The organism is Corynebacterium sp. Marseille-P3884, assembly GCF_017942225.1.
Classification (GTDB): domain Bacteria; phylum Actinomycetota; class Actinomycetes; order Mycobacteriales; family Mycobacteriaceae; genus Corynebacterium.
The window spans coordinates 1-14,257 of sequence record NZ_JAGKSD010000007.1; the positions used below are offsets into that span (position 1 = coordinate 1).

Annotated in this window: 12 protein-coding genes; 6 read left to right on the forward strand and 6 right to left on the reverse strand. The window is 65.1% G+C overall.

Translation table 11 applies throughout. The features are described from left to right. Both J5Y21_RS05605 and J5Y21_RS05610 read left to right on the forward strand, forming a co-directional pair. Positions 1 to 1,581 (forward strand): ATP-dependent helicase C-terminal domain-containing protein (locus J5Y21_RS05605; protein WP_210573562.1); only part of this gene is annotated, 1,581 nt, incomplete at its 5' end. A gap of 47 nt (positions 1,582 to 1,628) precedes the next feature. Further along, on the forward strand, positions 1,629 to 3,110 hold the full coding sequence (locus J5Y21_RS05610) for an amino acid permease (protein WP_210573563.1): 1,482 nt from the start codon (positions 1,629 to 1,631) through the stop codon (positions 3,108 to 3,110). Here J5Y21_RS05610 and J5Y21_RS05615 read toward each other — a convergent pair. Further along, on the reverse strand, positions 3,085 to 3,411 hold the full coding sequence (locus J5Y21_RS05615; RefSeq protein WP_210573564.1) for a hypothetical protein: 327 nt from the start codon (positions 3,409 to 3,411) through the stop codon (positions 3,085 to 3,087). The genes J5Y21_RS05610 and J5Y21_RS05615 overlap by 26 nt on opposite strands. Before the next feature lie 76 nt (positions 3,412 to 3,487). Next, positions 3,488 to 4,237 carry a TSUP family transporter gene (locus J5Y21_RS05620; RefSeq protein WP_210573565.1) on the reverse strand — a complete coding sequence of 250 codons (750 nt, stop codon included), beginning with the start codon at positions 4,235 to 4,237 and terminating at the stop codon, positions 3,488 to 3,490. Between the two features lie 26 nt (positions 4,238 to 4,263). Between J5Y21_RS05620 and J5Y21_RS05625 the strand changes: the two genes are divergently transcribed. Next, the gene (locus J5Y21_RS05625; RefSeq protein WP_349236952.1) at positions 4,264 to 5,319 is read left to right on the forward strand and encodes an AbrB family transcriptional regulator; all 1,056 of its coding nucleotides are present in this window, start codon (positions 4,264 to 4,266) and stop codon (positions 5,317 to 5,319) included. Between the two features lie 10 nt (positions 5,320 to 5,329). Here the strand turns inward: J5Y21_RS05625 and J5Y21_RS05630 are convergent, their stop codons facing one another. Then, positions 5,330 to 6,982, reverse strand: coding sequence for a DUF885 domain-containing protein (locus J5Y21_RS05630; RefSeq protein WP_210573566.1), 1,653 nt, complete (start codon positions 6,980 to 6,982; stop codon positions 5,330 to 5,332). A gap of 147 nt (positions 6,983 to 7,129) precedes the next feature. Here J5Y21_RS05630 and J5Y21_RS05635 point away from each other — a divergent pair, with 147 nt between their 5' ends. Continuing rightward, entirely contained in the window at positions 7,130 to 8,209 is a 1,080-nt protein-coding gene (locus J5Y21_RS05635) for an ROK family transcriptional regulator (RefSeq protein ID WP_210573567.1), read from the forward strand. An 11-nt stretch (positions 8,210 to 8,220) separates the two neighbouring features. Here the strand turns inward: J5Y21_RS05635 and J5Y21_RS05640 are convergent, their stop codons facing one another. The 3 genes from J5Y21_RS05640 to amn form a co-directional block, all read right to left on the reverse strand. Beyond that, positions 8,221 to 9,459: a glycosyltransferase 87 family protein gene (locus tag J5Y21_RS05640; protein ID WP_210573568.1), complete on the reverse strand. Its 1,239-nt coding sequence runs from the start codon at positions 9,457 to 9,459 to the stop codon at positions 8,221 to 8,223. Positions 9,460 to 9,533: 74 nt separating this feature from the next. Continuing rightward, positions 9,534 to 10,502, reverse strand: a complete 969-nt coding sequence (locus J5Y21_RS05645) for a Sir2 family NAD-dependent protein deacetylase (RefSeq protein ID WP_210573570.1) — start codon at positions 10,500 to 10,502, stop codon at positions 9,534 to 9,536. Further along, a complete protein-coding gene (amn, locus tag J5Y21_RS05650; protein WP_210573572.1) occupies positions 10,499 to 11,881 on the reverse strand; it encodes an AMP nucleosidase in 1,383 nt (460 codons plus the stop codon). Before amn ends, J5Y21_RS05645 begins: the two co-directional genes overlap by 4 nt. A gap of 50 nt (positions 11,882 to 11,931) precedes the next feature. Here amn and J5Y21_RS11785 point away from each other — a divergent pair, with 50 nt between their 5' ends. Beyond that, the gene (locus tag J5Y21_RS11785) at positions 11,932 to 12,852 is read left to right on the forward strand and encodes a hypothetical protein (RefSeq protein WP_210573574.1); all 921 of its coding nucleotides are present in this window, start codon (positions 11,932 to 11,934) and stop codon (positions 12,850 to 12,852) included. Next, entirely contained in the window at positions 12,849 to 14,207 is a 1,359-nt protein-coding gene (locus J5Y21_RS05660) for a M20/M25/M40 family metallo-hydrolase (protein WP_210573576.1), read from the forward strand. Before J5Y21_RS11785 ends, J5Y21_RS05660 begins: the two co-directional genes overlap by 4 nt. Positions 14,208 to 14,257: the final 50 nt, after the last annotated feature.

The window sequence follows — 14,257 nt, forward strand, 5'->3', positions numbered from 1 at the left end:
GTGGACGCCGTGTGCGCGCACCTGCCCAGCGCCGCGCCGCTCCACGGCCGGCTGACCAACGCCGAGCAGGACGATGCCCTGAACGGGAACGCGCAGGTCGTCGTGGCTACATCCATCGCGGAAAGCTCGATCACGGTGCCGGGCGTGAACCGCGTCGTCGACGCCGGACTGTCCCGCGTGCCGCGCCGCGACGCCGCCCGCGCGATGACGGGTTTGGTCACGGTGTCTTCCGCGAAGACGAGTGCGGATCAACGCGCGGGCCGTGCGGGGCGTCTCGGTCCCGGCGAGGTGCTGCGCGCGTATTCGCAGTCCGACTACCAGCACTTCAACGCGGATATCGCCCCGGAGATCACGACCGCGGACCTCACATCCGCGGCGCTCACCATCGCCGCGTGGGGCTCGCCCGACCTGCCGCTTCTCACCCAGCCGCCCGCGAAAGCGCTGGACGACGCGCAGCGCACGCTCCGCGACTTGGGTGCACTCGACGACGATGGCATCACGACGCTCGGCGAGAAGCTTGCCGCCATGCCGCTCGACCCGCGCCTGGGCACCGCGCTTCTCCAGCACGGTTCCGGCGCCGCGCGCACGGTCGCGGCGCTCGCGGAAGGCACCAGCGGGGATCTCGCACGCGCGCAGGCACCCCGCAAGCAGGTCGAGCGATTCGCCCGCATGGTGCCCGCCACCAGCGATGTTCCCGCCGGCGAGGTCGTGGCCGCCGCATACCCGGAGTGGGTGGGAAAACACCTCGGCGACCGCGAATATCTGCTGGCCAGCGGCACACGCGCGCGGCTCGACACCACGATCCCACCCGCCGACTGGATCGCCGCCGCCGAAATCCAGCTCACCGCGAAAGGCGCCGTCATCCGCGCAGCCGCCGCCACCGAACTGCCCACGCACCGCATTTCAGAAACAACAACAGCATCGCTTATCGACGGCCGCCTCCGCTCCCGCCTCATCACCTCCCTCGGCGCCATCGAGCTGACCTCCACTCCCATCAAGCTCTCCCCCGCCGAGGCTCAGGAAGCTCTCGCCGATTTCCGCTTCGACTTCGACGCCGTGTCGCTGGCGGAGAAAGCGCAGCGCCTCAAAGACAGACTCGATTTCCTGCGTGAGCAGCACGGGGAACCGTGGCCCGACGTGACCGCCGGCGACTATTCGCCGGAGGTGGGGGAACTGGCAGAGGGGGCGTCGATAAGCAAGCTCGATTTTCACGCCGCGTTCATGCGGCAACTGCCGTGGCCCGAGGCTGCGGAGATGGATGTGCTCGCGCCGGAGCGCCTCGAAGTGCCCTCCGGTTCACACCCGCGCGTCGATTATTCGACCGGGCGCCCCGTCGTGCGCGTCAAACTCCAGGAATGCTTCGGCCTCGCCGCCTCCCCCGAGGTCAGCGGCGTGCGCGCGCTATTCCACCTGTTGTCGCCCGCCGGCCGCGAGCTCGCCGTCACCGACGATTTGAAGAGTTTCTGGGACGGGCCCTACGTTGATGTCCGCAAAGAAATGCGCGGCCGCTACCCCAAGCACCCCTGGCCCGAGGATCCCTGGACGGCCCAAGCCACAGCGCGGACGAAGAACCGCATATGACTCCATTATTAACAACCGCTGGGAAACTCCCAGTAAGTTAATCCCTTATGAGCACAGCCCAAAGCCAACGCACGCACTCGGTGACCATTTGGACCCTGGTGTCCTTGATCATCGGCTCCACCGTCGGATCCGGCATCTTCGCCCTGCCGCAGAACATCGCATCTGTGGCCAGCCCAGGCGCGATGTTGATCGGCTGGGCGATCGCGGGCGTCGGCATGCTGTCCATCGCGTTCATCTTCCAGATCCTCGCGCGACGCAAGCCCCACCTGGACTCCGGCGTCTACTCGTACGTGCGTGCCGGGCTCGGCGATTTCATCGGGTTTACCTCAGGCTGGGGCTACTGGCTCGGCTCCGTGATGGCGCAGGTGGGCTACGCGACGCTGTTCTTCGGCACGCTCGGCCACTACCTCCCCTTCTTCGACCAGGACAACCCGTGGGTCATGGCGCTGACAGTCTCCGTGCTCACCTGGGGGATCTTCTTCGCGCTGACCCGGGGTGTGAAGCAGGCGGCGTTGATGAACCTGGTCACCACCATCGCGAAGCTCGTCCCGATCCTGGCGTTCATCGTGCTCATCGCCTTCATCGGGTTCAGCTGGGACAAATTCACGCTCGACTTCTGGGGCGATAACTCCGGCATTTCCCTGTCTGACCAGATCCAGGGCATCATGCTGTTCACCGTCTGGGTGTTCATCGGCGTTGAGGGCGCGTCAGTCTACTCCAAGCAGGCGCGATCCCGCCAGGACGTCGGCCGCGCCACCGTCATCGGTTTCCTGTCGGTGCTGGGTCTGCTCGTCGCCGTATCGACGCTGTCCTACGGCGTGCTCACCCGCGAAGAGCTGGCGGCACTACCGGAAAACTCCATGGGTGCCGTGCTCGAAGCCGCGGTCGGCCCGTGGGGCGGCGCGCTGATCTCCATCGGCCTGTGCCTGTCGGTGCTGGGTGCCTACATCTCCTGGCAGATGCTCTGCGCCGAACCGATCGTCATGATGGCCGCCGACGGCCTGCTGCCCAAGCGCCTCGCCGCGAAGAACGAAGCGGGCGCGCCGTGGGTGGCGCAGCTGGTCTCCACCAGCGTTGTGCAGTTCTTCGTCATTCTCTTCTTCGCCAACGAGACCTCGTACAACGCTATGGTGCAGCTCGCCACCATCATGTACCTGCTGCCGTACATCTTCTCGGCGCTCTACCTTCTGCTCCTCACCGTGCGAGGCAAAGGCCTCACGCACCCGCACGCGGGCGAGCGTTTCGACGACTCCGGCCCCTCCATCTCCTCCTCCGACAACCGCCGACACCTGGTCATCGGCATCGTCGGCTTCATCTACTCGCTCTGGCTGATCTACGCCGCCGACCCCGTCTACGTCCTCTTCGGCGCACTCGCTGTGATCCCGGGCCTGATCCCGTACCTGTGGACGCGCATCGCCAATGAAGAGAAGATCTTCAACACCTTCGAGTGGGTCGTCGTCGGCCTGGTCGTCCTCGGCGCGATCGCCGCGGTCGTGGGCCTGGTCAACGGCTCTCTGGTTCTGGAGTAGCGCTGCCCGCCATCGCCAAGACGAACTCAGCGGACACCACCACGAACTCATTGTCCAGTTCGTGACCGGCTTCCACGAGCGTCAGGTTATCGGGCAGATCCTCCCTGGTCGCCAGGGCTACAGCAAGCGCGGGCAACGCGTCCGAGTCAGCGACAATATGAAGCTGCTCGATGGTGGTGCCGCCGACGAATTTCAGGGCAGCGTCCACGATTTCTTCGGCTTTTTGCGTATCGACGGCCGCCGCGTTGTCCCCCTCATCCGCAGCCACCGTCACCGCCATAGCCGTTTTAGTTGTGATCATGACCGGAAACTCTAATCTCAGTGACTGGGGAAAGTCTGTGGGCGGGTGTAGGTTCCGCCGAGAGCTTGCGCAGGCTTTAGAGCTGGAACGCCAGATACGTGGACAGCACGATCACCAGTGTGAGCAGCGCGTACCGCACCAATTTCGCTCCGCCGCCGAGCACCGTGCGCGCTCCGATCTGCGCGCCTACGACATTGGCCACGGCGAGCGCGATCGCGAGCGGCCAGTCGACGAACCCGCCCGCGATGAACACCGCCAGGGCACCGAGATTCGTCGCGGTGTTGATCACCTTCGCCATGGCCGCCGACCGCAGGAAATTCTGGGCGAAGATCGCCGTGAACCCCATGATGAGGAACATTCCAGTCCCCGGCCCAAACGTCCCGTCATAGAACCCGATCGCGGCCACCAATCCGGCGGCAGTAAGAACCCGGCGCGGAGTGAGCACCGGGGCATCGTCCACTGACTGTGTCGTCCCGAATTCCGGCTTCAACGCCACGAACACTCCCACCGCGATGAGGAGGACGAGGATGAGGGGGCGGAGAAAGGAGGCGTCGATAAGCGATGCGATGAGCGCACCCGCAGCCGACAGTGCGCCTGCGATGAGAGCGTAACCCCACGTCTGGCGGGGCACGCCCACGCGGCGGACGAGCGTGACTGCGGCCGACGCCGTGCCGGAGACCGCCGCGAGCTTATTCGTCGCCAAAATCGCCGCCGGCGGCATCGACGTGCCCGCCATGAGCACCGGAATGAGCACGAGCCCGCCTCCCCCGATCACCGCATCGACCCAGCCTGCGAGAGCTGCCGCGGCGACCAACATAGCGAACATGGACCCCCACGCTACTATGACCAACCGTGGAACAACGCAGCCGGTGGATGATCGTCGCACCCCTTTCAGTGCTTCTCGGATACCTGCTTGCCCGGCTCCACGTGCCCGCCGCGTGGATCCTCGGCGCGATCGTGGTGTCCGGCTTCTCCGCGCTGGGCACAGGCCGCGAGCTGAAGGTCAACGCGAAGTTCTACAATTTCTGCCGCGGCATCATCGGCGTGCTCGCCGCCCTCCCCTTGGCTGGCGTGCCGCCCGCCGAGCTGGTGCACTACCTGCTGCCTGGACTCGCGTCAGCTGGCGTGATCATCGGAATCGGCTTCGTCGGCGGACTCTCGCTGGCGCAGTATGCCGGGCGGAAGGCCCGCGCCGGCGAGCCGACCGTCAGCCGCGAAACTGGCGTCCTGTCCATGTTGTCGGGTGGCGCGTCCGTCATGATGTCGCTTGCCGACGAGCTCGGCGCCGACATGCGCTACGTCGCCCTCACCCAATACCTGCGTCTGCTCGCCGTCTCGATGACCCTGCCGCTCGTCGCGTCATTCCTACCTCGCCCCGGCGAGAACCACTCCGCCGGACTCGATGTGACCTGGTGGATGTGGCTGCTCGTCATCGCCATCGCCGTGATCGGCGAACCCATTGCGCGGAAAGTTCATCTGCCTGCACCGGCGGTGTTCGGCCCGTTGATCCTCACCGCTGTGATCGCGACGTTGCTCCCCGTCCCGATCGCCCCGCCGGAGCCTCTCGCCGTGGTGGCGTTCATGTCCATCGGCTGGGCCTGCGGCGGCGGTTTGAGCGTGCCGGCGCTGAAGCGCTTTGCCAAGCTGCTGCCCGCCACGGTCACCTTCATCGTCGTGGTCATGGCGTCGTGCGCCGCGATGGGCGCCGTTGTGTCGGTGTGGCTGGACATCACCTTCTTCGAGGGCTACCTCGCCACGAGCCCCGGCGCGATCGAAACGGTGCTGGCACTGTCGTCGGAAGGTGGCGGCGGGCCCGCCGTGGTGTCGCTGCAGCTCATCCGTCTGCTCTGCATTCTGGTTTTCGCAGGGTCGTTGCCGAAAATTCTGCGGGCGATCGACAGGCGCTAGCGGCTAGCGGCTAGCGGCAGAGTACCTCGCGCGCCAGCATGTCCATCGGCATAGAGCCGAGACGCAGCGCCCTGTCGTGAAATTCGCGCAGGGTCATGCCCTTCTCGCAGGCCTTTTCGCGCAGGTCCATCCAGTCGCGGTAGCCGAGGGCATAAGAGGTGGCCTGGCCCGGCCACCCCATGTAGCGGTCGAGCTCAAAGCCTAAGTTCTGCTCGTTCATGGCGGTGTTGTCGCGCAGGAAAGCCTTGGCGTAGGAGGCGTCCCACTGGCCGGTGCCGTCGGGGGTCTTCTTGCCCAGGTGAACGCCGATATCGACAGCCACGCGCGCCAGTCGCATGCGCAGGGAATCTAGCAGGCCCATGCGGTAACCGGGGTCGTCGAAAAAGCCCAGATCCTCCATCAGGGTCTCGGCGTACACGGCCCAGCCCTCGCCGTGGGCGGCATTCCAATTCAGGGTGCGGCGCCACAGGTTCAACGTTGAGCGCTGCGTCATCGCAATGCCCTGCTGCACGTGGTGGCCCGGCACGCCCTCGTGGCAGATGCGGGCGAGCTCGTGCCAGGCGTGGAAGCCGTCCTGACCTTGCGGGACGGACCACCACAAAATACCGGGGCGCGCCAGATCCTCGGACGGGGCGGTGTACATCATTCCGCCGGTGCCGGCGGCGTCAACGCGGCAGTCGAGGTGCTTGACTTCCTCCGGCAGGGTGAACATCTCGCCGTCGAGGCGGCTGATCATCTGGTCGGAGACTTTCTGCATCCATTCCACCAACAGATCGTTGTCGGTGAGGGTGTAGGCGGGGTCTTCGTCGAGGCGTCGATAAGCGCCGCGCGCCGTGCACTCCTCGCCGAACAGCTCGTGCGCGACCTTTTGCTGCTTCTCGACGATCTGTGCCAGCGCGTCCAGCGACCAGCTATACGCCTCATCGAGGTCGATCTCGCGGCCGAGGAAGTACTGCGAGAACAGTTCATAGCGGTCGCGCCCGACCGAATCCTCGTGGGAGGCCAGCGGCGCGAGCTCCGTCGAGAGCCAATCCGCCATCTCCGCGAAAGCGCCCTTAGCGTGGGACACCGGCTCCGAATCGAATTCCAGCCCCATTGACTCCAGCAAAGAGCCGTCTTCCGCGAGCGCCTCACACTGGCTGATCACGGCATCGATCTGGCGTTGCGAGGCCACATCGCCTTGCCCCGCCGCCTCCGCCAGCGACTCGCGGTAGCCCGCCAGCGAACGCCGCACCCGCATCATGCGCTCCGCCAGGTTGTCCAGGTCCTCTTCCGTCTCCTTCGGCATGACGGTGAGCGCGTTGCGGATGACCTGCACCGGAGAGGTGACGTTATTGAGCATGCGCAGGTTCTCGCCGCGGTGGTGCAGCTCCAACTCCACCAGCATGCGGTCGCGCAGGATCGCGCCGGTGACGTAGTCCACCTCGTCGAAATCGTCATCGTCGTCGGAGGCGTCGGTGCCGTCGTGAAGCGCATCGACGTCCGCGATGAGGTCGCGGATCCGGTCCGCGATGTCGTTCCAGTGCTCCGGGCTGAAATCCTGCAGCTGGTCGTCGTGGCCGGGGATGCCGAGCTCAGTGGCGAGCGTCGGCGAGAGCTCGGCGAGGTCGTAGACGAAATCTTCGCACGTCGCGTCAAGGAGCGAGGGGGCGCGTTCACTCATGAGTGCAGAGTCTAACCGTGTCGAGGGTGTTTCCGCATTCGGGAGGCGGGTCCGGCGCTGCCAGAACCCCGCGAATAGTCCGCTTGGTTCAGAGTTTCAGGCACCCTAGTGGACAACATGGTCTAGTTTCCCTCTAAGATGGAATGCATGAAATCGTCGTGGTCTGCGTTCTCACGCCCCCAGAACCCAGCCGCCAAGTGCTTGCATTTGGTGAGGCTGAACACGGTGACGTCGAGAAGCGAGCTTGTTGAAGCGACCGGTCTGTCCCAACCCACGGTCACCCGCGCCATCGCCGCGCTCATCTCCGCCGGCTTCGTCAACGAGCGCATGGACCTGTCGAAATCAACCGGCCGCGGCCGCCCCATCATCCCGCTCGAGCTCGCCGAATTAGAGCCCGTCTTCGCTGGAATCTCCGTGGGCACGACCGCCACGTACATCGCGCTCTTCGACATCAAAGGACGCACCATCCGCGACGTCGACGTCGAACTGCCCGTCGCGCATCTCAGCCAAGACGACTTCATCCAGCACATCATGGCCGGGCTCAACCGCCTCATGGCGGACCTCGACCGTCCGCTCGTGACCGCCGGCGTGACCACGTCCGGCGCCGTCAGCCCCGACGGCGTCGTCAACGCGCCCAACCTCGGGTGGCACGACGTCAACATCGGCGCGCAGCTGAACGAGCAATTCTCGGTGCCCGTCACCGTCTCGTCGGCCGTCGCCGCAATCATCGGCTCCGAAATCCAGTCCGGAGAAATCATCGGCGATGCGCCCATCATGGCGATCTTCGCCGACGATTCCATCGGCGCGGCCGTCACCGAAGACAAACGCGTCGTGCCCATCGCCGTCGACCGCGAGGACCTCACCACGAACGGTCTGCTCCGCAACATCAGCAAGCAAGGGCTTTCGCTTATCGACGCCATCCAGCTCTCCCACACCCACCCCCACATCCGCGCTGCCCTTGACCGCCGCGCTTCACACCTCGGCGGTGTCGCCGCGAGTCTGATGACTCAGTACGGTGCGTCCACGCTGGTCGTCGCCGGCTCCGCCTTCATCGACGACCAGAAAGCCCCCGCGCGTTTCGCTCGCACCGTCCGCCAGACCCTCCAGGACGGCGAGAACGCCCGCCTGCGTCTCATCCCCACCCACCGCGAGATGGTGCGCGATATTGCCCGCGCCGTCGCACTCGATCTGGTGCTTCGCGAGCCTTTGAAGGTGCAGCTGCCGTAATCCGGCGCTGCCTAAGCCACGCCGAGTTCAGCGCGCTGCAGCTCTGCCCACCTGCGGGTCCGTGCGCGGTTGCGCCGCGCCTTTTCCACGAGGGCGTAGGTGATGAAGATCGCCAAAAACGCCAGCGCGGCGGGCACGTACATCCAGGAGAAGCCTCGCTCGGGGTTGAATTCCCACAGCAGGTTCGCGGCGACGCTAATACCAACGAAGGGCAAACAAACAAGGACGAGGGCACCGACGGACAGCAGCCCCGCGAACTGCCAGCGCGCGGCGTTTCCCCTGGCGAAATGAGCTGCGGCCTGGTTCGCGGCGACGAAGACAGACACGGCGATAGGCACGATCCACACCCAGTGGTGGTACCAGGTGAACGGGGAGACGAGGCACGCGCCGAAGCCGGTGATACCGACGGCGACGGGCAGGCAGTCGAGTTTGACGGCCAACCATGCGGCGAAAACGACCACGGCGATGGCGAGCAGAACTGTGAGAAGCCACTTGTCGTCGGATTCGATGCCGAGGTTGCGCACCAGCACGGATTTCAGGGATTGGGCGCCAGAGTTGAAGTGGTCGCCGACGCGGCTGGAGTTGAAGATGGCGTCGGTCCAGAAGGCTTTGGCGTCGGGGACGACGAGGAAGCCGAGGCCGACGGTGACGAGGAATGTGATGAAGCTTCCGGCGGCAGCCCACCAGCGGCGCTGGATGAGGAAGAGAATGCCGAAAAACGCTGGGGTGAGTTTCACTCCGGCAGCGAGTCCGACACCAATGCCGGGCAGGCGGTACTTCAGCGGCAGGAAGTCGAGGCAGACGAGCAGCATGAGCACAACGTTGACCTGGCCCCAGAACAAGGTGGCGTGGAGCGGCTCGGTGCCGAGCAGGAAAAACGCGGCGAGCAGCGGAATAATGAGCAGGAAGGACAGTGGGTTGATATCCACTTTGAGGCGCCGCAGGACCATCCAGATGACGACCATGACACACGCGATGGTGGTGGTGTGCCAGATGAGGGTGACGGAGGCGTCGTCAAGCATGCTCACCCAGGCGAAGATCATGCCGGCGAACGGCGGGTACGTGAAGGGGAGATCGTTGAAGATATTGCCTTCGTAGAGGTTCACGCCGTCGGTGACGCGTTCGCCGCCGCGCATATAGATCCACAGGTCGAGCGGCACGTCGGTTTTGAAGACGCTCTGGAGGACAGCGAAGTTGGCTGCGTAGCGCAGCGCGATGAGCACCACAAGCACACTTAGGCTTGCGATCACGGTCATACGTCCTGCCAGCTGTTTCACTCTTTGAACGCTACCCCGGCACGCCCGGGATATGGGTCGACGGCGCGCTAAATGTCGAGGGCATCCAAAATCGCGTCGAGGGCGTCGCCCAGGTCGGTGCGCCACACGGCATCGGCTTTCGTGTCGGCGCGTCCGGGCCCGCCGTTGATGACGGCGACGGGTTTGCCGGCGGCGCGCGCGTCGAGCACGAGCCGGTACCCGCTCATCACAGCAAGGGAGGTGCCCACTGCGATCAGCGATGTCGACGCATCCAGCCACTCGCCGACCGCTTGACGACGCCCCCTCGGCACGTTCTCCCCGAAATACACCACGTCCGGTTTCATGCGCCACCCCCCGCACTGCGAGCACTCCACCATGGTGAAGGCGCGGACTGCTTCCTCGGGCAGCTCGACGTCGCCGTCGGGGTTGATCATGGTGTCATCGACCAGGACTGTTTGCAGGTAGCCGGGGTTGGCGCGGCCAAGGCGGGCGTCGAAAAGCGTGCGTGTTTCTTTGAAACCGCAATCGAGGCACACGACATGCTCCATGTCCCCGTGGAGGGCGATGACGTTGCGCGAGCCGGCTTGGGTGTGGAGTCCGTCAACGTTCTGCGTGATGATTCCGCTGATCAGCCCGGCTCGCTCCAGCTCCACGAGCGCGAAATGCGCGCGGTTCGGCGAGGTCGCGCGCATCTGGCGGATGCCGACGAACGCGCGCGCCCAATAGCGGCGCACCGACGCCCGCGAATGCGCGAACTCCTGGTACGTCATTGGGCGGCCCTTCGATAGGCGCCCGCCCGGGGAGCGATAGTCCGGGATGCCCGACGCCGTGGACACCCCTGCACCCGTGACGACCAGCGCCGGACCGTTCCGCAACAGGTCCGCGACAAAGTCGAGCGCCTGCTGCGGCGGCGTCGGTGTGGCGGTCTCGTGCACGACGCGTTCGATGGAGCGAATCGCGCTGCGGTGCGCGAGCTCGACCGCGGGGTCCGTGAATTCGGGCTCGGGGAACGAGGCGTCCTCCTTGCGGGGCGTCAACGGAACGGGACCTCGCCCTGGGCGCGGCGCAGTTTGCGTGTGCGCAGGCGCTCCGGGTGCTTGGCCAACCGCTCCACGGCGCGCACCGCGCACATGACGTGCGCTTCCTTCGAGTTGGAGTAAAAGGCCTGGGCGGCTGCCGGCAGTTTCGGCACGGCGTGCAGCGGCAGGTCCGACACGGCGAGCAGTGTTCCGTACGGGACGCGGTAGCGGTACCCGTTCGCGGCGATGGTGGAGGATTCCATGTCCACGGCCGCCGCCGTCGAATTGCGCAGCCACTCCCACAGGTCGCGCGGGGCTTGCCATTCCCAGTTGCGGTCGTCGGTGGACAGCACCGTGCCGGTGCGCATGAGCGACTGCTCTTCTTCGCCGTAGATCCTCTTCACGGATTTCTCCAGGGTGCGCTGGATTTCCGGCACGGCGGGAATGGGCGTTTCGGGGTCGATGTGGCTGTGCAGCACGTGGTCGCGACGCTCGTAGGCGTTGCCCAGGATGAGGTCACCGATGCGCATGCGGGCGTCCAGGCCTGCGCAGTGGCCGATCATGATCCAGCATTCGGGGCGCAGAACAGCCAGGCAGTCGGTAATCGTCTTGGCATTCGACGGGCCGACACCGATATTGATCATGGTCACGCCGCTATTGCCGTCGGCCACGAGATCGAAACGCGGCATCTGGTACTTCGAGGCGAGGTTCATGGCCAAAGCGTCGATGCCGTCGACGTCGCCACGCTCGATGCGCGTGCCGTTGGGGAGGATGAGGGCGTTGTAGCGCGTTGCGTCGTCGGCAAGCTGGCTCAACCCGAATTTCACGAACTCGCGCGTGTGCATCTCGTAGTTGGTGAAAAGGATGAATTTCTGCACCGAATCGACCTCGATGCCGGTGTAATGCTCAATGCGCGCGCAGGCGATGTCGAAACGTTGCGGCCCGAAGTGGAACAGTGGCTTCTCGGGGCCGTGGAAGGCATCCCAGTCGCCGTCGATAATTGCGTCGTGGACATCGTCGAGCGTGGGGCGCGGAATTGTCGCGTCGGTCCCGCGCTTCGCGCCGCGGATGTACTCGGGCGCGATCCCGATGTCGGAGTAACCGACCGAGATCTCCGCGTCGTAATTATCTGTCAGGCACCGCAGTTGATGGCGGAGGTAGCTCGACATGAGGTCGGGCCGCGACAACGCCGCCGAATACACGCCCGCTTCGTCGACATAACCGAACGGTTCGGAGCGGTCGATCGGCTTCCATTCTTTGATCTCGACCGCGATCTTGGGATACAGCACCTGCGCGTAATCCCCGCCGCCACGCGCGCGTTCGCAGGCAGCGGCATACAGCTCGATCAGCTTATCGACGGCCCCGTCAACGCTTCCCACAACCTCTAACGCTCCCATGCGCCCAACCCTACTGAAACACAGAAATTGACGGGCTAAAGTTCTTTGCTGTGATCAACACCGCATCTAGGAAACCCCGCTTGGCATCTCTGCTCGCCCTGTTTCCACTGGTTCTCGCCTCGTGCTCTGGGCCGTCAGAACCCGCTGCGCCCGCTCCGCCGTCCGCCCCCGCCGAGGCACCCGCGCCCGAGGATGCGAGGCCGAACCTCGACGGCATCGACGAAAAGGTCGCCGAGATCGAGGCCGCCACCAACACGCAAACAACCTTTTCGCTTTTCGACGGCTCCTCCTCCACCAATTCCGGCTCCGGCGGCGCCCTTCCCGCCTGGTCCACCATCAAGGTCCCTATCGCCCTGACCGCCTTAGAGCACTGCCCCGACAGGGACTTCGTCCTCGAGCAGACCACCGCCGCCATCGAGTGGTCGGATAATGACGCCGCTTACTACCTCTGGCGCTGCCTCGGCACCGACGCGGAGGCGAGCCAGCTCGTCGGCGAGGAGATCGCCAAGGCTGGTGTGTCTGTCCACGTCGAACCTGCTTTCGGCGTGACCACGTGGCCCGTCCCAGCTCAGGCCCGCTACGCCCAATACTTGGCGTCTGTGCCCGACGACAACCCCGTCATCCAAGAGATGCATAAGATCAACCCCGAGCACAGCTACGGGCTGGGCACCATCGCCGACATTCCGTTCAAGGGCGGCTGGTCTGATGCCGACGACGCTTCTTTCCACGTCCGCCAGCTCGGCTTCTTCACCATCGACGGCACCGATTACGGCATCGCCATCGCCGCCCGCTCCGTCCTCGGTTCCGAGCAGGATTGCCAGGAGGCCTTGAACCAGCTGGCTGCGTTGCTCGCCGAGTCGACAGACCAGCTTCATCTGAAAAAGGGCGCCGAAGGCGAGCAGGGCGACCAGGCCCAACTCGGTGAAGGAATGAAAGAAATGCCGATGATTCAGAACGAGGAGAACGAGTGACACCAGGATTAGAGCACACGACGATCGAGCTGCTGAAACAGCTCATCCGCAACGCTTGCGTCAACGATCTCACCGCGGATTCGGGCAATGAGGTGCGTAATGCGCAGACCCTCGAGGATTTCTTCGCGGACGCCGGCGATAGTGTTGAGGTGCGCCGCTTCGAGCCGCACCCCGGCCGCGTCTCCGTCGCTTTCACCGTTCCCGGCAGTGACCCGGATGCCGAACCGTTGACGCTGCTCGGCCACACCGATGTCGTTCCCGTCGACGAGGAAAAGTGGACTCAAGATCCCTTCGGTGCCGAGGTCGTCGAGGCGGAAGACGGCTCACGGATCTACGGGCGCGGCGCCACCGACATGCTCTTCATCACCGCGTCGATGGCCGCTGTGACCAGGGAAGTCGCACTTGAGGCACAGGCTGGAAATCCGCCGCGCGGCACGCTTACCTTCGTTGCTTGCGCCGACGAGGAGGCGCGCGGAGGTCTCGGCGCGGGCTGGATCGCGAAGAATGAGCCCGAGGCCTTCAGCTGGCGCAACTGCCTCTCGGAAACGGGAGGATCGCATATCCCGGTGCAGGATTCGGACGGCGGCGACGCGATTGTGGTCGTTGTAGGTGAGAAAGGCGCAGCTCAGAGGCGCATCACCATTCACGGGGACGCGGGACACGGCTCGGCGCCGTACGGCCGGGAGATCACGGTGGGGTTGATCGGTGAGGTGGCGCGTCGATTAGCGGCGATCGAACCTGATGTCGTGTCCGACGACCTCTGGCAAGGCTACGTCCGCTCCTTCCGCTTCGACCCCGCCACCGAGGCGGCACTCATCGCGGGCGAGAACTACGAGGCATTCGGCCCGCTGGCGCGGTACTCGCACGCCATGAGCCACCTCACCGTCTCCCCCACCGTGCTGCGTGCCGGCGGCGCGATCAACGTGCTCCCATCTGCCGCATATGTGGAGCTGGATATCAGGCCGTTGCCGGGGCAGGGGCAGGGGGACGTCGATAAGCTGCTGCGTGAAGCTCTGGGCGACCTGGCCGAACGCGCCCACATCGAGCATTTGATCACCGAAGAAGCGACCGTCTCGCCCGCATCGGGCCCGCTTTACGACGCCATCGTGGACACCTACCGCGAATTCTTCCCCACCGCCGACATCGTGCCCACCATTGCCGCCGGCGGCTCCGACCTGCGCTTCGGTCGACGACTCGGCGGTGTCGGCTACGGCTTCGCCCTCCACGCCGCCGGACGCGGATTCGGTGAAGTGCTCGACCAGCTCCACTCCCACGACGAATTTGTCCACGTCGAGGACGTCGAACTGACCGCACGCGCATACCGCAGCCTTGTGCGGCGCTTCCTGGGCGTTTAATTTTTCTCACCAAAGGACCTGTGCGGGGTGGTGCCCGTGCATTATCTTTG